The sequence below is a fragment of the Candidatus Seribacter sulfatis genome (assembly GCF_964187635.1).
Taxonomy (GTDB): Bacteria; Verrucomicrobiota; Verrucomicrobiia; order Opitutales; family Seribacteraceae; genus Seribacter; species Seribacter sulfatis.
The window spans coordinates 49,458-69,613 of record NZ_CAXLMO010000023.1; the positions used below are offsets into that span (position 1 = coordinate 49,458).

At 42.2% G+C, this 20,156-nt stretch carries 18 protein-coding genes and 1 tRNA gene; 16 read left to right on the plus strand and 3 right to left on the minus strand.

What is annotated here, in order from left to right; all coding sequences use genetic code 11:
- Nucleotides 1-83: 83 nt before the first annotated feature.
- A complete protein-coding gene (gene ychF / locus ACKPQ5_RS03140; RefSeq protein WP_407677668.1) occupies nt 84-1,190 on the minus strand; it encodes a redox-regulated ATPase YchF in 1,107 nt (368 codons plus the stop codon).
- Between the two features lie 119 nt (nt 1,191-1,309).
- Between ychF and ACKPQ5_RS03145 the strand changes: the two genes are divergently transcribed.
- Nucleotides 1,310-1,386, plus strand: a tRNA-His gene (locus ACKPQ5_RS03145).
- 11 nt (nt 1,387-1,397) lie between these two features.
- Nucleotides 1,398-2,264, plus strand: a complete 867-nt coding sequence (locus ACKPQ5_RS03150) for an alpha/beta hydrolase (RefSeq protein WP_407677641.1) — start codon at nt 1,398-1,400, stop codon at nt 2,262-2,264.
- Here the strand turns inward: ACKPQ5_RS03150 and ACKPQ5_RS03155 are convergent.
- Nucleotides 2,261-3,481 (minus strand): 3-deoxy-D-manno-octulosonic acid transferase, encoded by a 1,221-nt coding sequence (locus tag ACKPQ5_RS03155; RefSeq protein ID WP_407677642.1) that lies wholly within the window; start codon nt 3,479-3,481, stop codon nt 2,261-2,263. The two genes, ACKPQ5_RS03150 and ACKPQ5_RS03155, sit on opposite strands and share 4 nt — an antisense overlap.
- 146 nt (nt 3,482-3,627) lie before the next feature.
- Between ACKPQ5_RS03155 and trpA the strand changes: the two genes are divergently transcribed.
- The 6 genes from trpA (at nt 3,628) to ACKPQ5_RS03185 (ending at nt 11,373) form a co-directional block, all read left to right on the plus strand.
- On the plus strand, nt 3,628-4,440 hold the full coding sequence (gene trpA, locus ACKPQ5_RS03160) for a tryptophan synthase subunit alpha (RefSeq protein WP_407677643.1): 813 nt from the start codon (nt 3,628-3,630) through the stop codon (nt 4,438-4,440).
- Nucleotides 4,441-4,461: 21 nt separating this feature from the next.
- The gene (miaA, locus tag ACKPQ5_RS03165; protein ID WP_407677644.1) at nt 4,462-5,403 is read left to right on the plus strand and encodes a tRNA (adenosine(37)-N6)-dimethylallyltransferase MiaA; all 942 of its coding nucleotides are present in this window, start codon (nt 4,462-4,464) and stop codon (nt 5,401-5,403) included.
- 61 nt (nt 5,404-5,464) lie between these two features.
- Nucleotides 5,465-6,283 (plus strand): NAD(+)/NADH kinase, encoded by an 819-nt coding sequence (locus ACKPQ5_RS03170; protein ID WP_407677645.1) that lies wholly within the window; start codon nt 5,465-5,467, stop codon nt 6,281-6,283.
- Nucleotides 6,284-6,314: 31 nt separating this feature from the next.
- Nucleotides 6,315-7,982, plus strand: coding sequence for a protein kinase domain-containing protein (locus ACKPQ5_RS03175; protein ID WP_407677646.1), 1,668 nt, complete (start codon nt 6,315-6,317; stop codon nt 7,980-7,982).
- A gap of 30 nt (nt 7,983-8,012) precedes the next feature.
- Nucleotides 8,013-8,783, plus strand: coding sequence for a hypothetical protein (locus tag ACKPQ5_RS03180; protein WP_407677647.1), 771 nt, complete (start codon nt 8,013-8,015; stop codon nt 8,781-8,783).
- Between the two features lie 82 nt (nt 8,784-8,865).
- Nucleotides 8,866-11,373: a hypothetical protein gene (locus ACKPQ5_RS03185; RefSeq protein WP_407677648.1), complete on the plus strand. Its 2,508-nt coding sequence runs from the start codon at nt 8,866-8,868 to the stop codon at nt 11,371-11,373.
- 16 nt (nt 11,374-11,389) lie between these two features.
- Here the strand turns inward: ACKPQ5_RS03185 and ACKPQ5_RS03190 are convergent, their stop codons facing one another.
- Nucleotides 11,390-12,145, minus strand: a complete 756-nt coding sequence (locus ACKPQ5_RS03190; RefSeq protein WP_407677649.1) for a TlyA family RNA methyltransferase — start codon at nt 12,143-12,145, stop codon at nt 11,390-11,392.
- Between the two features lie 164 nt (nt 12,146-12,309).
- Here ACKPQ5_RS03190 and ACKPQ5_RS03195 point away from each other — a divergent pair, with 164 nt between their 5' ends.
- From ACKPQ5_RS03195 to mraY, 8 genes are read left to right on the plus strand one after another with little or no spacing between them, the layout of a single operon-like run.
- Complete coding sequence (locus ACKPQ5_RS03195) at nt 12,310-12,756, plus strand: division/cell wall cluster transcriptional repressor MraZ (protein ID WP_407677650.1); 447 nt, start codon at nt 12,310-12,312, stop codon at nt 12,754-12,756.
- Nucleotides 12,753-12,938 carry a hypothetical protein gene (locus tag ACKPQ5_RS03200; RefSeq protein WP_407677651.1) on the plus strand — a complete coding sequence of 62 codons (186 nt, stop codon included), beginning with the start codon at nt 12,753-12,755 and terminating at the stop codon, nt 12,936-12,938. Before ACKPQ5_RS03195 ends, ACKPQ5_RS03200 begins: the two co-directional genes overlap by 4 nt.
- Entirely contained in the window at nt 12,919-13,890 is a 972-nt protein-coding gene (rsmH, locus tag ACKPQ5_RS03205) for a 16S rRNA (cytosine(1402)-N(4))-methyltransferase RsmH (RefSeq protein WP_407677652.1), read from the plus strand. Before ACKPQ5_RS03200 ends, rsmH begins: the two co-directional genes overlap by 20 nt.
- Nucleotides 13,890-14,252, plus strand: a complete 363-nt coding sequence (locus tag ACKPQ5_RS03210) for a hypothetical protein (protein ID WP_407677653.1) — start codon at nt 13,890-13,892, stop codon at nt 14,250-14,252. The genes rsmH and ACKPQ5_RS03210 overlap by 1 nt, the downstream gene beginning before the upstream one ends.
- On the plus strand, nt 14,252-16,048 hold the full coding sequence (locus ACKPQ5_RS03215) for a peptidoglycan D,D-transpeptidase FtsI family protein (RefSeq protein WP_407677654.1): 1,797 nt from the start codon (nt 14,252-14,254) through the stop codon (nt 16,046-16,048). The genes ACKPQ5_RS03210 and ACKPQ5_RS03215 overlap by 1 nt, the downstream gene beginning before the upstream one ends.
- Before the next feature lie 17 nt (nt 16,049-16,065).
- Nucleotides 16,066-17,604: a UDP-N-acetylmuramoyl-L-alanyl-D-glutamate--2,6-diaminopimelate ligase gene (locus ACKPQ5_RS03220; RefSeq protein ID WP_407677655.1), complete on the plus strand. Its 1,539-nt coding sequence runs from the start codon at nt 16,066-16,068 to the stop codon at nt 17,602-17,604.
- Entirely contained in the window at nt 17,604-19,025 is a 1,422-nt protein-coding gene (locus ACKPQ5_RS03225; RefSeq protein WP_407677656.1) for a UDP-N-acetylmuramoyl-tripeptide--D-alanyl-D-alanine ligase, read from the plus strand. Before ACKPQ5_RS03220 ends, ACKPQ5_RS03225 begins: the two co-directional genes overlap by 1 nt.
- Nucleotides 19,019-20,155, plus strand: a complete 1,137-nt coding sequence (gene mraY / locus ACKPQ5_RS03230; RefSeq protein WP_407677657.1) for a phospho-N-acetylmuramoyl-pentapeptide-transferase — start codon at nt 19,019-19,021, stop codon at nt 20,153-20,155. Before ACKPQ5_RS03225 ends, mraY begins: the two co-directional genes overlap by 7 nt.
- Nucleotide 20,156 lies beyond the last annotated feature (1 nt).

The following is a 20,156-nucleotide window of genomic DNA, read 5'->3' on the forward strand; positions in this document are numbered from 1 at the left end:
ATTTTCCTTTTTGAGCAAAGGAGATGACTCAGGTTTATAATTCTATGAAAATAAACTTTCGAGGCAAGCGTGGGGAGCCAAAATCATGCATTACATTTGAAGAGGGTGACATCCCCATCTGCAAAAATGTATTCTTTTCCTTCTAGCCTAAGTTTACCCGCCTCTCTTGCCGCTTGCATTGAACCTGCTTCGAGCAGTTCATCATAGGAAACCACCTCCGCTTTGATAAAAGATTTTTCAAAATCAGTGTGAATTACTCCGGCACATTGAGGGGCGGTCATTCCTTTTTTGAATGTCCATGCTCTGGCTTCCTTCTCTCCAGCGGTTAAGAATGACGCGAGTCCGAGCAAATTGTAGGAGGATTGGATTAATGTGGATACTCCGGAGTCAGAAACTCCAATTGCTTCGAGGTATTCTGCTACATCATCCTCTCCCAATTCGGATAGTTCTTCCTCCATTTTAGCCGAAATCACACAGGAGTCAGCATCCTGTTGTTCGGCCGCCCAATTCCTAAGGTTAGTCACATGTACATTCGTGGAAAAGTCTGCTAATTCATCTTCTTTCACATTACAGGCATAGAGCATGGGTTTTGAACTCAGTAGGCAAAAACTGGGAAGTCTTTTAACTTCATCTTCATCCATTTCTAAAAGGTTGGCAGGTTTTCCCTCGTCTAAATGCGGAATCAACTTCTCTAGTAGAGCGACATTTGCCTCCGCATCCTTGTCGTTTCCCCGTGCTTTCTTGGCGTTCTTTTGTAATTGGCTTGAAACGGAATCTGCATCCGCTAAAACTAACTCCGTCAATATGACCTCGGCATCATTCACTGGGTCGACTCGGCCCATATTATGAATAATATCTTCATCTTCGAAGCAACGGACCACATGAACAATTGCATCGACCTCACGAACATTTGCGAGAAATTTATTGCCTAAGCCTTCGCCTTTGCTTGCTCCTGCAACAAGACCGGCGATATCAACCATTTCGATTGCGGCAGGTATAATGGTTTGTGTTCCTGCGATTTTCGCCAGGCGCGTAAGTCGATCATCGGGTACCTGAACTACGCCCACATTTGGATCGATGGTGCAAAAAGGATAATTTGCCGCCTCTGCTTTACGGCTTTTAGTAAGGGCATTAAAAAGAGTACTCTTGCCTACATTAGGTAGGCCAACAATTCCGGATTGTAACATAATATTAAAAAACCACTGAATATGTCTTGAGTTGGATGATTGGTCAAGAAAGCTCGGTTGATTATTGTGTGCTTTCTCATTGACGGAATTGTGTACTTCTTTAGTTATAGAGCTCTTATATGGCGATAGTAGCTCAGTTGGTTAGAGCATCGGCTTGTGGTGCCGAGGGTCGCCGGTTCGAATCCGGTCTGTCGCCCCATCCCTTTCTTCTTGAGGTTATCAACTACATTTTACCTTTTTATTGTACCGCTTTTTGTAAGTGGAATTTTAAATGCTGTTCCTTCCTTATTTCCCCAAAGCAAGGACACTAAAGAAACCTTAAATCTTCCTTATGGGAGTGATCCCAGGCAAATTCTTGATGTGGTGAGTTCTGAAAAGTGCCATGATTCTCCGGTGATTATTTTTACTCACGGTGGAAGTTGGCGATGGGGACAAAAAGACTATCACCGGGAAATTGGTAAACAATTTGCGCGAAAAGGAATCGTGTTCACTACGATTAATTACAGACTTTATCCCGCCGTTCGTTTCCCCGCTTTTCCAAAAGATGTTGCGTTAGCCGTAAAATGGGTAAGAGAAAATATTGCCCAATTTGGCGGAGACCGAAATAAGATCTTTTTAATGGGTCATTCTGCGGGTGCACACAGCATAAGTTTAGTTGGCCTTGATTCAAAATACCTCAGTGAATTAGGGGGTAACTTAGATTGGATAAAAGGGGTGATCCCGATGTCCTGTCCTTTTCAGTTTGAACCCTCGAAAGAATTTCTCTACCGGGATCTTTTTCCTTCGGAATTCGATGTTTCTCTGTTCATGCCAATGGGAATTAAAGTCGAGGGAGAAATCCCCTCTTTTTTCATTATGCACGGCTTTTTTGATCCCATTATTCCGCATGAATTGGCGACTGAATTCGCTGAAAAATTAAGAAGTGCAGGGGGACATGCCCAGACTAGGATTTATCATTCTCACGGACATTTTTCTTTGGTGAGACGAACTACTTCCTGGCACATTTGGCCTACTCCTTTACTGACCGATGTGGTTTCTTTTATTGATTCTGAATCTCCGTCCACCAGGAAGAATTAATTTTTGCAGAATTCCAAGAGTTTATCTATCGTTTTCTCTGTAGGTGATCCCTGTTCTTGCCTCCATTTCAATCCGGCTTTTTTCATTTGAAGTCTCAGTTCTTCGTTTTCAATTAGAGAATGAAGGTGTTCCATGACTGACTCAATCGAGTCTCCCTGTTGAGCGGCTCCGCAAATTACTAATTCTTGGCAAGTTTCTGGAAAATTTGTGCAGGCAGGGCCAATGACCAAAGGAATTCCCATTGAAACCGGTTCGATTGGGTTTTGTCCTTCATCACGTGGGGGGAGAGTTTTTCCGAGAAAGCCAATATCAGCGCCCTCGATTAAATCAATAAGTTCGCCCGTTGTATCGGCCAGATAAACAATGCATTCACTCGTGTTATTCGATGGAAGGGTTCTTTGCCGATAGGAAAAAGAAAAAGTAGATAGCGTGCTTTTTACCTCATTTCTTCTTTCTGCATGCCTGGGGATAAGAAGAAGTCGGGCATCAATCTTTGTTTGGCGAATTTCTTGCAATACATCCAAGAGTAGTTTTTCTTCACCCGGCCATGTCGAGATTCCGGCCAGTACGAGAGAGGAGGCAGGAAACCCGAGTTCTTTTTTCCTCTGGTCTTTCTTCGAATCAGAGGGTGGGGTGGCAGGAGAAATATCAATTTTTAGGTTTCCCGTGGAAAAAGTGTTATCCTTAGCGACTCCAATTTCCTGCCACCTTTTTTCTTGAGTTGCCGAGGCGGCGAGGATTTGTAAGTGCTTTGGAATCAATAAATTTTGGAAAATGCCCAACTTACGAAGTCGATTATAAGATCGATCCGACAACCGGCCGTTGATAATGCAAAATGGAATCCCTTTCTTTTTTGCTTGGTACATATGTTCGGGCCAAAGTTCACTATCCACGCAAATCGCAAGGTCGGGTTTGATTCGAGACCAGGTGAGCCATGAAAAGGGGAACCAATCGAGGGGGAATGGACCGGAGGCGAGGAGTTCTTTTGAATATTTTTGCTCAGCAATTTTCTGCCCGGTACTAGTTGTACCACTGAGTACAATTTCAAAATTTGAACTGGAAAGAAAAGAGTGAAGGATTGAGTGGATAGAAGACAGTTCACCCACACTGACTGCTTGAATCCAAATTCTTGTTCGTTTTGAATCTTTGTCCGGTAGCCGTGGCCAGAAACCGAGGCGGTATTTCAATTTTTTACCATAGCCTCCCCGTTTAATCATCCTCTTTAAATAATAGGGAGAGAGGATCAGAAAAAAAACAGGATAGATAATACGATAAAGAAAAATCACTTAAATAAAAAGCAGTTTGGAAAGCTTTTCCATTGCCAAAAGGGCCGTTGATAAGAATAGATGCATTGTAATTACTTATGGAGACTATTGATCGAATCGCGAAACTATTTTCAAGTTGCCAAGAAAAAAAGCGTGCTGCTTTTGTGGGTTATGTGTGTGCATGTGATCCCGATTTTGATACATCATTATCGGTTTGTAGAGCTTTGATTGAACGAGGAGTTGATATTTTAGAATTAGGAGTTCCCTTTTCTGACCCGCTTGCAGATGGCTTGACGAATCAATTAGCCGCACAACGTGCGTTAGAGGCGGGATGTGGTCGAGATGATGTCTTTCGCTTAGTGGAAGAGATTCGAAAGTTTTCAGAAGTACCAATTGTTTTTTATACTTATTATAATCTTATTTTTTCGCAGGGCATCGAAGAATATGTTGCACGGTCGCGTGAGGCGGGCGTGGATGGTTTACTGACTTTGGACTTACCGCCTGAAGAAGCGAGCGAATTGGTTGCTTCATGCCGTCAGAACGGACTAAAAAATATTTTTATTATTGCTCCTACCACTCCCGAGAATCGTATTCCTACAATTGTCGAGAGTTCGTCCGGGTTTATTTATTATGTCTCAAGAGCGGGAGTTACCGGCGAGAGAAAAGATTTAGCGGATGATTTAGACATTCGAGTCACCACTATTAAAAAATACACGGATCTTCCCGTTGTGGTTGGGTTTGGAATTTCGACGCCCGAACAGGTGAGTAAAGTCAGTGCAGTTGCCGATGGGGTTGTGATTGGAAGTACACTGGTCAACTGCATCTCTGCAAATTTGGGGAATCCAGATTTAATCGTGGAAAAGATTTCTGCCCGTACTGAGTCTTTATCTACAGGTTTGTCTAAAATGTAAAATTGTCTTCCTTTACCGGTGGTGAAATCTGGAACGCCAAACTTATATTTTTTAGCTGGGGTAACTGCTTCAGGAAAGTCTGCAATGGCGTTAGAATGGGCCGAGAGAAATGAGGCCGAAATTCTTTCTTGTGATTCGGTTGCACTTTACCGAGGAATGGATATCGGTTCAGCGAAACCCAATCATGAGGAACAAACGAGAGTCAAGCACCACGGATTGGACCTGGCAAATGTCGATCAACGATATGATGTTTCCCAATATAAAAAGTATGCTGAGGCAATTATAGAGGAAGTATACCAGCGAAATGGGACAGTTTTAGTGGTAGGAGGAAGCGGCTTTTATTTACGGTCTTTTTTTTCCGCCGTAGTGGACGAGGTAAAGGTAAGCAATGAAATTAAGAATTCCGTGGAAGAATTATATCAGATGGAAGGACTTGATGGATTAATCAAAAAATTAAAAAATCTCAATCCATCTGGACTTGGTAAACTGGATAATCTCAATCCGGTCCGGGTAATAAAAGCACTGGAGAGATGCATGGCAACTGGATCTACTCTTCTGGAATTAAAGGTAGAATTTGAGAAAAAACCGACACCCTACTGCAATTTTCAAAAAAAGACATGCTTAGTGGACCGAGGAGACGAAGACATTGAAAACCTGATCAAGCTTCGAACACAATCAATGTTGGCAAATGGATTAATTGAGGAGGTCGAAGGTTTAATTGATCAAGGATTATTGCATAACTATCCCGCCTCTTCCTCTGTGGGTTATCGTGAAATATTGTCTTATTTAAGAGGAGAACTTTCTCGGGATGAACTTGGACCCGCCATTGCATTATCAACAAGGCAATTGGTTTCAAAGCAAAGGAAATGGTTTCGCAAATATTATCAGGCAGATCAGATTTTAGTTCCAACCGGGGGAGAACCATTAAACTTAGAAGATCTAATTTGGCATTCGGACACTTGACCGATGAGCCAACTTTTGGCTAGATTATAAATAGAATATCAAACGAACCCAATCTACTGTATTGAAACCCCTCCAAAAAATAGCAATTGTAACGAATGCATCAAAGCCTGGTGCAGAGGCGTTGGCATCTGAACTGGAGCAAATTGCCAAAGAAAGCGGAGTATCTACGGTCGTGACTTCGGATTTTCCCTGTCAAACCGGATTGATTGAAGGATCGGATGCCTGTTTTGTGGTGGGAGGTGATGGTACTTTACTTGGAATGATGAACGAAGCCGTTCGATATAATGTTCCCGTGGCCGGAATCCGACATGGGAAACTTGGATTTTTAGCCACCTTTTCTCCGGAGGAAATGGATCACTTCCTTCCCTTGCTTTTTGCGGGGCAATACCAGGTGAGGCAAAGAAGTATGATTGCATATAAGGAGGGGGGGGGCGAATCGAGGTTTGCCCTCAATGATTTAGTAATCAAGAGCGGAAGTAATGCTCGTTTGGCACGATTTTCTGTTTATGTTGAAAATGAAAGAGTGGCAGATTACGCTTGCGACGGAATTGTTTTTTCTACTCCCACTGGTTCAACGGCATATAATTTAGCCGCGGGTGGCCCGATTGCTCACCCAGACGCCCAGGTCGTTCTCATGACTCCTATTTCAGCTCATACTTTAACGAGTCGCAGTGTGGTATTTCCTGCGGGGGTTACCTTACAGGTGAAGGCCCTGGCAAATACGGAAGAGCCATTTGTTTCGGCTGATGGACAACCTGCTTTTGACAAAACTCCAGATTTCCCGGTACAAATATCGTTAGCGCAGGAAACGTTTCCATTACTTGAAGTAAAGGATCATTCTCATTTTCGTGTTCTACGAAATAAATTAAAATGGGATTAATGGAAAAGGAATGAACTTTTAAAACCGAACCATGCTTTCTTCTGGTACCCGTATTGAATCTACTCGCATTTTAAATTGGCTAGGGGAGGGTTCGTGTGGACAAAGTTACCATTGTGAGGGTTCGGAGGGTGAAATTAAGGGACAAGAGTTTTATGTAAAGTTAATCCCCAGGGAAGTTTCCGAAAGGAAGGGCTTTCAAGATTATTTCATTCAGGAGGGACAAGCCTTAGAGCAATTAGATGGACCGGGTATCTGGCCGGTTTTAAGCACCGGTGTGACGAAGTGGAAGCATTGGTTTCGATATTCCTGGCTCGCAGGAAAAGAGATTAAAGTTGAAATCAAGCAGGAGGGGGAAGAGGGCGAGACTAGTATCGAAGAGGTTCGATATATTCGATCGCTTGAAGATCTTTGTGACTACGCGATAACCGAAATCTCACCCGAACAGTTGTTGACTATTATGATCACCATGCACCAGGGGCTATACAAAGCTCATTTGTCTGGTGTCTGCCATGGAAACTTAAAACCTTCCAATATTTTGGTTCAACAAAATAAGGACGGAGAGTGGGAAAGTTCAATTACAGAATTTGGTCTTTATCGATTGAATTTATTTACTCCCTATGGATTGTCTGATGAAGAGAAAAAAGAGGTTACGGTGATGAATATCGATGGTCGTGCCTCTTTTCTTGAAGGAGAAAAATTTCGTCCCGAGGACATCGATCATCAGCAATTACCCGAGGAAAATTGGGATTTATTTGCCCTTGGCAAGATCGTTTTTGGGATCATTGAAAAAGCAAAGCACAATTCTGATTCACTTCATGAATGGAAAGACTGGGAAGAATGGGCATCACGGGCGACAGGAAAAGAACAACGGGAACCTTTCCCTTCCTCCGCTCATTCAATGGATGCAATGCCTCATGTGGGTGATATTTCTCGTTTTGGAATAAAAGTGGAATCAGATTCGACTGAGTCCAATGTTGACTTAGAGGAACTTCGGTTGAAAAGAGAACTGAAGTTTCAATTAAAAGAAAAACTGAGCACCCTAAAAGCAAAGCGTGGAATAACCGCATTAATTGGAGGAGTTTGCTTTGTGTTTTATTTAATTTATTCGATTTATCTGTTATTGGCTCCTGCTCCATGGACAGAGTATTCACTCGAAGGTTTATTGGACAGCTATCAAATGGGGGCTGGTCTTTTTAGCGGCCAAGCATGGGGTATTGTGCCCGGTAATTATGATGAAGAGGGAGATGGTGGGCAGGATGTGGTCGGAGAGTGGAGTAAGGAAGATGGATTTTTTGTTTTAAAATTTAAGCGCTTTAAAAAAAGCAGGGAAGAAGAGAGCGGGAAAAAGTTATGGCAATTTATAGGCGATGGAAAAACTTCGGACGAAGATTATTTCATTTGGGAGGATTTTCTGCGGTACGATCGTGCAAGAGATGCACTCCTCCTCATCAAGAGGAAAGATTCTCGTTCTACTTATTTGCCAGGGGTTCGGGAAAATGGTGTGCCCCGATTATTTCCTGAAGGACGAATTAAAACGAGCTTAGGTAAGATCAAGAAATCTGAACTTCTTTTCGTGAAAGAAGAAAAGAGTAGTACTCGCTGGTCTTTGTTTTTTGCCTTAGGTTTTATTCTCGCCAGTTTAATGTATCACCGAGAATTAAAAAAATTAGTTCTGACAAACGGAGAAATGGTTGAATAAACTAAATTTTCCCTGTTAACTCATTCTCTAATGTGTAGTACCAAGAAAAGGGTGGAATGGAAGAAATGGTTATGGGCTCTTTTTTTGAACCTTTTCTTGGTGTCCTGTTGGCAGAAAGATCCGAGTGGTAGTTATCAGGGGGAAATTAAGGACTGGGTTTACGAGGTCTATGAGGCTCCATTAATTACCCAAGGAAATGTATGTGAAATTGAGGTAATTCTTAAGCAAGTACCGGAAGGTTTCCTTTCACAGCTCATTTTTCAACACCCAAAAATGGAAAAGGTAACCAGGACAGGAAAATGGAAGGTGGAGGATGGATATCGAAGTGTATTTTTTAATGATGGTAAATCCCCTTCCGAGTATTTTCTTGTCAAAAGCGGTGCTCGATTTGCCTTTCAGACGAAAGAGGGGCTTAGCAATGATGACGGCAGTCCTATTCTGTTAATGAGAAACGAAGGAAAGTCCCGCAAGGCATCTTATCCCTTCCAAATTTCATTTTTGGAGGATGATGTTGTTCGTATTGAAACCTCGGAGGAGGATATTGCCTACACTGGAAAATGGAAATGGGGAGGTAATCAAATTTCTGTCAGCGTTGCTATGGCCGAAGAAAAGAAGGAAACTGGAAGTAAACCGGCAGAAACTTATAAATATTTTTTGACCTGGGAAGAAGAGGGGGGTGACAATCTTTATTTAGAAAAAATGGTGATCACCCGGCCCTTTTTAAACGAAGATGGAACGAGGCGTCAAAGTTGGATGAGTTCCTTGGTTTTTTCGGATCGTCCTGTACTTAAACCAAGATAATTCAGGATTTTTTGAATATTCAAAGGTTTGACGTATTGTGCATCATGTCCATGATCTTCTCTTTTAAATTATACAAAACCTCATGATTACAGCATTACAAAATTTTATTTCAAAGAAAGGAAAGTTCGTCTTTGTACTTTTACTTTTCGTGGTGGTTATTTCTTTTGTTCTTTACCTAGCACAAGGCACCTCGATTTTTGATCTCTTGCCTGATCCCAACCGGGAAAAGAAAGAATTCTATGGTTCCGATCTTAATAACCCGGATGAAATGCGTTTTTTATCAATCGAGAATCGGGTTGCTTCTGACTTTGGCGCAGTAGTTCCGCCTCTTGAAGATAGCATGCTCGAGGCCGATAAAAAGTTCTTCGAGTCTTTACAGGCTCAGTTACAGGCTGCCTTCCAGGCAGACCAAGGAGATATTGACCGTTCCGCGTTGCAAAGACTTTTTGGTTTTATGCAATCGTGGCCTAACTTACCCAAGAATTTTAAGGTCCAGGAAATTGCCCGTTCCGGTATTTACGATCCCGTTTTTTCGCAAGCAGCAATCCGGGCAAAATTAGTTATGGAAGGTCAGGCAAAGTCGTGGTCTTATTTGTCAGATACTGAAAATCATATTGGGATAAACGACGGATTTAATCGTTATGTTCGTGAACTCGTTCCCTCTTTAATTTCGGATGAAAATCGATCTCGTGCCTTGAAGCTTGTTGGTGTTCGCCAAGGAGTTAGAACAAGTTTTGTAGAGTCCACATTATTCTCTCATTTTCGTGCGAATCAAGTAGATCGGATATATTCTGATGGTGGTTTCACCTTGGATAAAGAGGGTGAAATTGATTTGTATAGTAATCAATTTGCCTGGAAAGCTGAATTACTCTCATTGAAATTATCAGAAATTGAAGATACTCCTCCTGCACTTTTTAGGTTCAAATTTTTCAAGCAACCCTCAGTTGATGACTCGATTAGTATTTCCTACGGTACGAATTCAGAAAAGATCACATTTGTAAATCAATCCGCAGATCAGAATTCTTCTGATCTGTCGGTTCAATTGGGAGCCAACCTTCAAGCCACCATCATCAATTTTATTGAAGCACTCAATTCGAAAGATTTTGATTTTGAATGTACCAAATCGAAAGAAGAAGCAGTTATTATTACCCCTCGAATAAAAAGCCTTCCTCGAGTGACTCCGCAGCTTTTTTCGACCAGTGAAGCAATCGCAGTTACCAACTTGTTAACAGAACAACTGAAGAGTTTTCATGATGAGAGTAAAAATGATCCCATCTTTACTGAACCGGCACGAACCTTTGCTACGATGATCCGCTTTCCAACCAATGACTTCTTATCGATTCCGCCTGAGCCGGAAGAATCCAGGCTGCGTGGCTATTACGATCTTAACCGAGATCAATTTGATCCCGTACCCAGTGCACCCGAACCCGATTTGTCTGTTGAGGGTGAGAAAGGCCCCAAGGGAGAGAACGATTCCAACAACAGTGGTGAACAACTTGATTTTATTTCTTCCGCTTTGAATGATTCGAATCAAAGTAAAAAGAAAGAAGTGAGCTTTGAAGATGTGAGAGAGGAAATTCGCTTACGAATAATTGAGGAAGATCGATTAGATGCGGAAAGAGATGCAAAAGAACTTGCCCGCGAGGCGTCCTTGCAATTCTTGGATCAAATCAACTCGTTGCGAGATCAGCTTAATTCAAAATACTCAAATTTCATACAAAGAAGAAATTCGAATGAGTTAAAATCCCTGATTTCCGAGAGTGGGGGAGTCGCAAGAGAAATTTCTTTTACGGAAAATGATATGAATGTCCAATCTGCTATTCTGGGTATTGAAAGAAGGGAGAGTGAAAGAAGGAATAATCGTGAACCACTGCAGGAAGTTTTTGCCCTCAATGAAAGACTCTTCTTTACCCGATCAAGCCGAACGGTAAGGGATGGCTATGCTGTCTTCGTTCTCGACCGTAAAACAAAAGAAGAGGCGGGTACTTTTGAAAAAGCTTCCTTTGCTGACCTTTACAGAGAATATTCGAACAGCCTTCGTAACGATGCTTTCAACGATTGGACCGAACAAACTTATAACGGACTGCTACAAGATGAAAGTAATCAAACTTTACTAAAGCGAGGGAGCCATATTTCAATTGACGCGAAAAGTTTATCGGCACTGCAAAGTTCATTCGAGAGTCAGAATCAACGATTGAAAGCTCGTCTTGGTAAGCTCGAAACCGAGCGCGGGGAAATTTCTAAAGCGGAGAGGGACTCAAATGCCACCGCTACACAAGTGGCAAGGAAAGTAGTTTTAGATCAATTAATTGATGATCTTCGTATTGAACAGGACGAATCGAATGAAAATCGTACGCTTTCTGTGCAGTTGGCCGAGGCTTGCCCCAACCTTAAGATAGGGAGTGGTTGGTCAGAGTTAGAAAGAACGGAAGACCTTGCCACGTTTGTGAAGCTTTCTGACGTCTATTCTTTAAAGGCGACAGAGGTGGAAAAAGCAGATGTGACAACTCGGGTATCCGAGATTGAAAGAGCCCGTGCAGAGAGTGCACGCGATCTTATTTTAGAAAACTTACTTCAGGGAGCACTCTAGGAGAGAAACCAAGTAATTAATCCTTCTTTTTCCATCCGAGGAAAAACTCCAAATTACCATCTGCTCCCTTCGGACTGGATTCGGTTTGGGCAAAAAGTTCTGAGTTCGCTAGGTTTTGATTTGCAAAGTCAATCATATCCTGGAGCACTCTTTTGTGGATTAATTCATCTTTAATTATACCCCGGCCAAGATCAGCTTCCTTTTTTTTGCATTCAAATTGGGGTTTGATTAAAGCAATCAAGTGGCCTCCAGTATCCAAAAAACTCCATGCCCGGACTAGTACTTTTGAAAGCGAAATAAAGGATAAGTCCATTACCACTATTGGAAATGGGTAAAAAGTTAACCGGTCTGCCGATAAATTACGCAAGTTAGTCTTCTCTAAATTAGCGACCCTTTCGTCCATTCTTAATTTGTAATGGAGTTGACCGTGCCCAACATCGACGCAGGTCGCAGTTTTTGCTCCCTGCTGTAATAAATAATCGCTAAACCCACCAGTCGATGCACCAAGGTCGAGAATGTCGCTTCCCTTAATGGGGATAGGGAATTTTTTAAAAAAACTTTCAAGCTTCAATCCTCCGCGTCCAACAAAGGGTGGGGGACGAACTAAAGTCAATTCACTATCTTGACTCAGCATCTTACTTGCTTTGTCAATTTTTTCGGTTCCCAGTTTGATTTGCCCCGCAAGTATACAGGCTTGGGCCTGGGTTCGGCTTTCGCAGAGGCCATTTTTTAATACCAATTCATCTGCTCTGATTTTTCCTTTTTTCTTCATTAAGAGTCTCCTAATAATGGACTTGTGAAGGGATAATTGAAAGAAAATAGAACCCTTGAGTTTTAGATAAAAGAATAAAAATATAAAAAAAACTTGACCATGGTGGGTTAAAATGGCAAGAAATGGGTAGGAATGGAATTTAGTGGATAAATATTGGATTGGAAATGGCAGAAGATAATACAACTTATTTTGTCGGTGAATTTGTGCATGCACTTGATTCCAAAGGCCGGGTTACTATTCCTTCAAAATGGAGAATATCGGGGGGGGATAATACCTATCTCGCTCTGCCGAATCCCGGTGGGTATGTGACCGTTTATCCTCCTAAGATGGTTTCTCGTCTAGAGGAGAAGGTGTCGGCTGCAAGTCTTAGCGATGCGAGGGCTCAATCTTTATTAATGGAGTTGTTCTCCAAGGCGCATTCTTTTGGATGCGATAAGCAGGGTCGGATTAATTTAAATGACAAGCTTTTAGAACATGCGGGAATATCTGGTAAAGCTGTTCTTGTAGGTAACTTTTCCGCTTTTGCGATTTGGTCTGAGGACCGGTACGGCAAACGTGAGGCAGCGGATGAAAGAAATATTTTTGATGCGATGAGGGAGTTGGGGTTATGATTCTAGAACACATTCTGCGGGCAACTTTTAGGGTGGTTGCTTGCACAAAGGGAGGATGTGTTGAACTGCCCCGGTTCCCTCGCGTTTCTTTTTCGGGTCACTCAGGTGATTTTCTCGCAGCTAGAAAATTAAAGAGTCAAGAGGGAGGATTGGATTTTTCTGATGTATTGTGGTGCTGTTGAATTTGTGTGTGCTCCTTCTATGGTAAAGCATGTTCCAGTTTTATTGGAGGAGAGTTTGGGCTTTCTTAAGCCTGAGAATGGAGGCAGATTTGCAGATTTGACTTACGGCGGTGGCGGTCACTCAGATGCGATTTTAGGAGCAAGTGAGGAGGCGGAGCTCGTGTCCTTTGACTGTGATCCCGATGCTCTGGTTCGTTCCGAAAAAACATCCAGTCAGTTTGGGGATCGTTTTACTTTTCACGACTTAAGCTTCCAGAAGATGGACGAAGTATCATCGCCAGAAGATTTTGACGGCGTGCTGATGGACTTAGGGATTTCTTCTTTCCAATTAATGGAGCCGCTAAAAGGTTTTTCTTTTAGATTGGATGCACCTATTGATATGCGCCTGGATCCAAGAGAGGGTCAAAGTGCAGCAGAATTTTTAGAAACTGCATCCCGTGAAAGCTTGGTGCGTGCGGTTCGAGAGTATGGCGAGGAGCGCCGCTGGAGTCGCGTAGTTAATGCCATACTTGATGCTAGAGGTACTGGGGTGCTGCAAAGAACAATGAGTGCTGCAGAGTTAGTTTCCAATGCGGTGGGTGGTCTCAGGATTAGGCAGCGAATTCATCCCGCAACCAAGACTTTTCAAGGAATTAGGATTGCCATTAACGGTGAAATGGAGGCATTGGCAGTGACATTGCCTAAGGCATTCCGCTCGCTCAAGCCCGGTGGAGTTCTTGCGGTAATTTCCTTCCATTCATTGGAGGATAGGATGGTCAAGAGGTTCATGAGGAAAATGGCGGGTCGCCCCGTTCACAGATGGGATAGGAGTGTATTGGATGATCGAAAGGTATGTGCAGAGATGTTGAATACCAAGATCATTATTCCATCCAAGGAAGAAGTAGAGGCTAACCCGCGCAGTAGATCCGCTAGAATGCGTGTATTGAAGAAAATAGAGCAACCTAATCTGTAGTGAATAGTAAGACAAAAAACTTCAGTCGATATATTTTTGTTCTCGGTTCTGCCTTATTGTTGTTTTTTGGAGGAGGTGCACTTTCGATTGTCTGGTTGAGGATGGAGATTTCTGCAGTGGCAAAGAATTGCGGTCAACTGGAGGGGCAAATGGAGATTGTGGGGCGAGAGGTAAATCAATTAAGAGGGCAGAAGTCGAAGTCGCTCCGGCCTTCTTCATTGGCTGTTATGGTGGAAGGTCGATTATCGATGCCTGTGGCAAGAAATACTTTTCATATTTCAGGGTCGGATTTGGTGGACCGGGTAGGTGATGGTAGACCTAGACTCTACAAGGTTCAGGGAGAATTTGCCGGAACGCGGTAATGAAGAGCGTTTTTATTTCTCCTTTTCGTTTTTACCTCGTTTTCTTTGCTGTCTCTATAACTTTTTGCTCGTTGGGGGGCAGACTTGTTTACCTCCAAGTATTCAAAGCAAATGAATTTGTCGGTTTTGCACAGGGTGCCCGTAAGAATTTTGTTACCTTAAAGGCAAGGCGGGGAGATATTGTAGATCGAAAGGGGAATCTTTTAGCGACTACCCGTTCGGTAGTAAATGTAGGAATGGATCCGTATTCAATTAAAGAGGAAGATTATGGGAAATTTGAAGAGCTTTCAAAATTACTCGAAATCCCGCTCGATAAAATTGAAGACGCGGTCGCAAAAAAGATAACCAAAGGAACTCAATTTAAGGGAGAGATTAAGAAAGTGCGTTGGGTTAAATTAAAGGAAGAAGTGGATGAAGAAACCTACCGCAAAATAAAAACTTTAAAATTGGATGGCGTATATGGAAATTTTAAGCATTCCCGTCTGTATCCAGGTAACCGCCTAGGGAGTCATATATTAGGATATCTGAACAAAGAAGGACTGGCCACCATGGGAGTTGAGAGATTTGCAAATTACTACTTAAAAGGGCAGGATGGATGGAAGGAGAGCGAGAAAGACGGTAAAAGAAGGGAAATGCCTCAGCATCGAATTTTAGAAGTTTCCCCTACAAATGGTCTGAATGTTGAATTAACAATTGATTGGATGATTCAAGATATGGTGGAAAAAGAATTAGCCAGGATCGTCGAGGATTATAATCCATTAAGTGCCAGTATGATTGTGAGTGAACCTCGATCGGGGAATATACTTGCACTTGCAAATGTACCAGATTTTGATCCGAATTTTTATAATAAATCAGATTTAGCATTTCAACGAAATCGAGCTTTATCAGATTTATATGAGCCTGGTTCGACTTTTAAGATTGTAGCAGTGAGTGGTTGTATGAATGACGGATTAGTAGACGCTGATGATATAATTGATTGTTCAGTTTCAACAGTTCAGAAGGGAGCAAAAAAATTAAGACTCCCAGGGGATCATCACCCACTGGGGAAAATTAGCGTGAAAAAAGTAGTGCAGAAATCAAGCAATAGGGGAGCTGCTCAATTAGGGATAAAATTAGGATCTCAGCGATTATACGAATATTGTCGAGCATTTGGCTTTGGTGAAAAAACGGGGTTTGGCATCGGTGGGGAAAGGAAGGGAATATTACATCATCCCAAAAATTGGGATGGGTTAACAATTACCCGACTACCCATGGGGCATGCTGTTAGTGCGACCGCAATGCAGGTACATTCTTCAATGTCAACAATTGCAAATGGCGGAGTTTTAATGAAGCCGAAATTTATTTCTCGAGTATTTGATGAACAAGGAAAAACGGTGACCCCATTTAATTCAAAACCAGTACGAAGGGTGATTCAACCAGGTGTGGCAAAATCATTAACAGAAATGTTAGTGAGCGTTGTTTCCAATGAGGGAACGGCACGGAAAGCACGAGTGGATGGTTTTGATGTGGCCGGGAAAACAGGTACAACTCAAAAGCTAATTAATGGAAAATATTCGAGAAGTCACCATGTGGGTTCATTTGTAGGATTTTTTCCAGCAGAAAAGCCAAGAATTGTAATTACTGTGGTGGTGGATGAGGCAAAGATGAAAAGAGGTATGTTGGGGTATGGTGGAACGGTTGCCGCACCCGCATTTCAAAATGTTGCCAGAAAAATAATTAGCTATCTTGGCATAGAACCAAAGAAAAAAGATATCAAAGTAGCAGTAAACAATAGAAATGATCGACAGGCATATTAGGGAATAATTTTTTTATCATGAAAAGCAAAAAACAAAATAGTGAATCATTGGTTGATGTTCGTAACAGACTCGCAAAGCCAAGCATGCTGAAGGATTTATCAGACAGTGATATGGTGGTGTCTAATGGACCGTTAAACACTGTGGTAACAGATTTAATTACGGATAGTCGTCGAGTAACCCCGGGATCTGCTTTTTTTGCGATTCCAGGTCAAAGGACTGACGGTAATAATTATTTAGAGGAAGCCATCAGTCGAGGTGCAAAGACAATAATTTCAAATCAAAAAAATGAAGATTTGCCCTTGGGCGTAACTGCAATTCACACCAAAGACCCTCGACTTGCCTTAGCAAAATTTGCAAAAAAACATAATGGATCACCCGATAAGTCTTTAAATATTATCGGGGTAACTGGAACCAATGGCAAAACAACGGTTACTGCATTAGCTCGACATTTTTTAGAACGACCAGGCCGACCAGTCGGTTTAATTGGTACGGTAAAATACCATCTTGGCGACCGTGATGTTCCTTCTTTTAAAACCACGCCCGAAGCTTCTGATATCTATCCATTATTAAAAAGTATGCTTGCTGCTGGTTGTTCAGAAGCAGTAATGGAGGTAAGTTCCCATGGTATTCACCAAAATCGAGTGGCGGGACTTGATATGGAGGTCGCAGTCTTTTTGAACCTGACAAGAGATCATCTTGATTATCATGGAAATATGGAAAATTATTTCCGGGAAAAAAGAAAAATTTTTAATGGGGAAAATGGACGATTGCCCAAAGTTGCGGTAATTAATGCAGATTGTCCATATGGAAGACGATTGATGGATGAACTTCCTCCTTATGTGCATATTTTATCATTTGGAGAACATGAGAGAAGTACATTTCGTGCAAGAAATATATCCTTATCTTCAGTAGGTTCAGAATTTATTTTGGATGGGCCATTTGGGTCAACTGTAGTTTCAAGTCCATTATTGGGAAGGTATAATGTAATGAATATTCTAGCCGCATTTTCTATTGTCCATGCTTTAGGAATGCCAGTTTCGAACGCAATTCATAAGATAAGTAGTTTTTCTGGAGTGGATGGCCGAATGGAAATGGTGGATCGTGGGCAGGGATATAAAGTAGTGGTTGATTATGCCCATACACCAGACGCATTACGAAACGCACTGAGTATGCTCAGGGAGTGTACAAATGGAAAATTGCACCTGGTCTTTGGATGTGGGGGAGACCGTGATAAAGGAAAACGATTAGAAATGACAAAGGTTGCATGTGCTGGTGCTGATCGGGTATGGGCAACTTCTGATAATCCGAGGACCGAATCTCAGGGAAATATTTTTAATGACATGAGGAAGGGTATTTCAAAAAGTTCGAAAGTATATTTTGTGGATGACCGAAGAAGAGCAATCAGTATGGCACTTGATTCGGCAGGAAATGAGGATTGCGTTTTAATAGCCGGTAAAGGACATGAAACTTTTCAGGAAGTACAATATACTGCGATTCCTTTTGATGACAGGACTGTCGCGGGAGAATTATTAAGTGCAAAGCAATTAACTGACTAATGCCGATCTTCGATCCAGATAAGTTAGAGAAATGGTCCTGCGGGACATGGAAGGATACTCCGAAGGGGAATATCTCTGGATTTTCAATTGATAGCCGGAATTTACATTCTGGAGATCTCTTTGTCGCAATAAAAGCAGATCGTAACGGGCATGATTTTTTAAGATCTGCAGCCGAGAATGGTGCCTGTGCTGGCATTGTAGAAAATGTAAAACTGGATATTCCATTACCCCAACTATTGGTCAAAGACTCACTACGTGCATTTCATCAGATTGCCCACCAGCACCGCTTGGAATTTGAAGGTGAAGTGGTCGGAATCACTGGGAGTTGTGGAAAAACATCGACCAAGGACATATTGGGTTTGTTGCTCGGAGAAGGGAATGCATTGTGTACGGAAGGTAATTTAAACAATCACTTAGGCGTTCCATTAACTCTTTTGCGTTGCGATAATAAAAAACACAAATTTGCTGTGGTGGAGGCTGGAATTAATCAACCGGGCGAGATGTCAATGCTCGCAGAAACAATTTCGCCGAATATTGTACTAGTCACAATTGTTGCACCTTCTCACTTAGAGGGTTTGGGATCGGTTGAGAATATCGCATCCGAGAAAGCAGAATTATTTTCCCGACCCGATAATGTGCGAAAAGTGATATTTCCACAAGAATGTCTGGAATACGAAAAGTTTTCTACACTTTACAATACTGGTGAAGGGGTAGTGGTCCTCCGCGAGGGAGAACCAACCTCTGAACCCAGTCCGATTGAAGCATTTTACTCCATTTGGACTGAAACAAACAAGAACGGGGACTCGTCGTTGCTAAGGCTTTGGCGACACGGGTCCCCCTCTTTTTCTTTATCATTACCTTATTTATCTAAGGGAATGGGGAAGAATGCTGCACTTGCAGTACTAGCTGCACTTGAGCTGGGTGTTTCAGTCCAAGAAATTTCTGAACGCCTACCCCGCTTTCGTCCTTCGACCTTGAGAGGAAGATGCTTTCAAGGTCGAGGGCGATCCTATCTAGTGGATTGTTACAATGCAAATCCGGCATCGATGATGGATTCGATTGAGTTTTTCAAAAATCAATTTTCGGATTCACCCAAATTATATGTTTTGGCTGGAATGGAGGAGTTAGGTAAAGAGGGAAAGAATTTACATCATTCCGTTGGGCAGTGTATTGAACTTGATCCATCCGATCTCGTAATCTTGATCGGAGAGAAAGCAACTTGGATGGCCCCCGCTTTATTGGAAAATGGGTACAGTGAAAGTCAAATTATTGTCCTTCCAGAAATAAATGATGCGATTTCATTAGTGGAGGATTTCGACGGAGCGATTCTATTTAAGGGCAGTCGTTCTTATCAGTTAGAAAAACTTCTTCCTGCCTGGGCAGTGGAAGAAAATGAGAATGGAACAGATGAGCAATGCTGAGTTACTTACAATTCGGCGAGGATTGGTTTGGCCCCCTTCGATTATTCCAATTTATTTCAATCCGTGCAATTCTAGCGGGAATAACTGCTTTGCTATTTGGATTCGTTTTAGGGCCAAAGTTGATAAAAACATTAAGGAGTTTTGGGGCAAGACAGGCATTCAGGGGAAAGGACGAAGTGGGAAAGTTAGCAGCACTCCACGAAGCGAAAGCAAAAACACCAACAATGGGTGGACTCTTAATTTTTGGATCCGTACTCTTCTCAACACTCTTGTGGGCAGAACCCAATATTTATGTGGTCACTGCAATGGTGATTTACATTATACTAACGGGAGTAGGTTTTGCAGACGATTACCTCAAGATTTCAAAAAAGAACAGCAAGGGTTTACCCGGAAGGTACAAACTGCTTGGACAACTCTTCGCCACTGCCGTGGCACTTATCTTATTACTCGGCCCACTGGGAGATATTCTGAGCGGTGTGCAGGGGAAAGCAATGGGGAGTTCGGCAAAAATGTTGGAACTGTGGCTGCCATTTTACAAAGATATTGTAATTACAAGCATGCCAATTGTCTTAGTATTTACACTTTTTTTATTTACCTTAACCGGATCAAGCAATGCAATCAACTTAACAGATGGCTTGGACGGGTTGGCAATAGGATGTACTGTGACAGTGGCACTCACTTATGGCATTATGTCCTATGCATCTGGAAATTTTGTAATTTCAGAGTACCTTCGTATCAGTTGGGTTCCGGGTACAGGAGAGTTAACCGTGGTATGTGCTTCTCTACTGGGGGGAAGTCTTGCCTTTTTATGGTACAATGCACACCCGGCAGAGATCTTTATGGGAGACACCGGTTCATTGGCAATCGGTGGATTAGTCGGAATTATCGCGTTAATGATACACCAGCCATTTACTCTAATCATTGTGGGCGGTATTTTCGTAATGGAAGCAGGTTCAGTAATCTTGCAGGTAGCATCTTTCAAAAGTCGGGGGAAAAGAATTTTTCTAATGTCTCCCATTCATCATCATTTCGAATTAAAAGGATGGAAGGAAACCAAGGTTGTTATTCGATTTTGGATTCTATCTTTACTTTTTGCACTAATCGGTTTGGCAACCCTGAAATTGCGATAAG

What these genes read in the sequence shown, in the direction of transcription:
- ACKPQ5_RS03155 (WP_407677642.1), bottom strand. Translation starts at nt 3,481, where the DNA reads ATGATTAAACGGGGAGGCTATGGTAAAAAATTGAAATACCGCCTCGGT.
- trpA (WP_407677643.1), top strand. Translation starts at nt 3,628, where the DNA reads ATGGAGACTATTGATCGAATCGCGAAACTATTTTCAAGTTGCCAAGAA.
- ACKPQ5_RS03175 (WP_407677646.1), top strand. Translation starts at nt 6,315, where the DNA reads ATGCTTTCTTCTGGTACCCGTATTGAATCTACTCGCATTTTAAATTGG.
- ACKPQ5_RS03180 (WP_407677647.1), top strand. Translation starts at nt 8,013, where the DNA reads ATGTGTAGTACCAAGAAAAGGGTGGAATGGAAGAAATGGTTATGGGCT.
- ACKPQ5_RS03185 (WP_407677648.1), top strand. Translation starts at nt 8,866, where the DNA reads ATGATTACAGCATTACAAAATTTTATTTCAAAGAAAGGAAAGTTCGTC.
- ACKPQ5_RS03190 (WP_407677649.1), bottom strand. Translation starts at nt 12,145, where the DNA reads ATGAAGAAAAAAGGAAAAATCAGAGCAGATGAATTGGTATTAAAAAAT.
- ACKPQ5_RS03195 (WP_407677650.1), top strand. Translation starts at nt 12,310, where the DNA reads ATGGCAGAAGATAATACAACTTATTTTGTCGGTGAATTTGTGCATGCA.
- ACKPQ5_RS03200 (WP_407677651.1), top strand. Translation starts at nt 12,753, where the DNA reads ATGATTCTAGAACACATTCTGCGGGCAACTTTTAGGGTGGTTGCTTGC.
- rsmH (WP_407677652.1), top strand. Translation starts at nt 12,919, where the DNA reads ATGTATTGTGGTGCTGTTGAATTTGTGTGTGCTCCTTCTATGGTAAAG.
- ACKPQ5_RS03215 (WP_407677654.1), top strand. Translation starts at nt 14,252, where the DNA reads ATGAAGAGCGTTTTTATTTCTCCTTTTCGTTTTTACCTCGTTTTCTTT.
- ACKPQ5_RS03220 (WP_407677655.1), top strand. Translation starts at nt 16,066, where the DNA reads ATGAAAAGCAAAAAACAAAATAGTGAATCATTGGTTGATGTTCGTAAC.
- ACKPQ5_RS03225 (WP_407677656.1), top strand. Translation starts at nt 17,604, where the DNA reads ATGCCGATCTTCGATCCAGATAAGTTAGAGAAATGGTCCTGCGGGACA.
- mraY (WP_407677657.1), top strand. Translation starts at nt 19,019, where the DNA reads ATGCTGAGTTACTTACAATTCGGCGAGGATTGGTTTGGCCCCCTTCGA.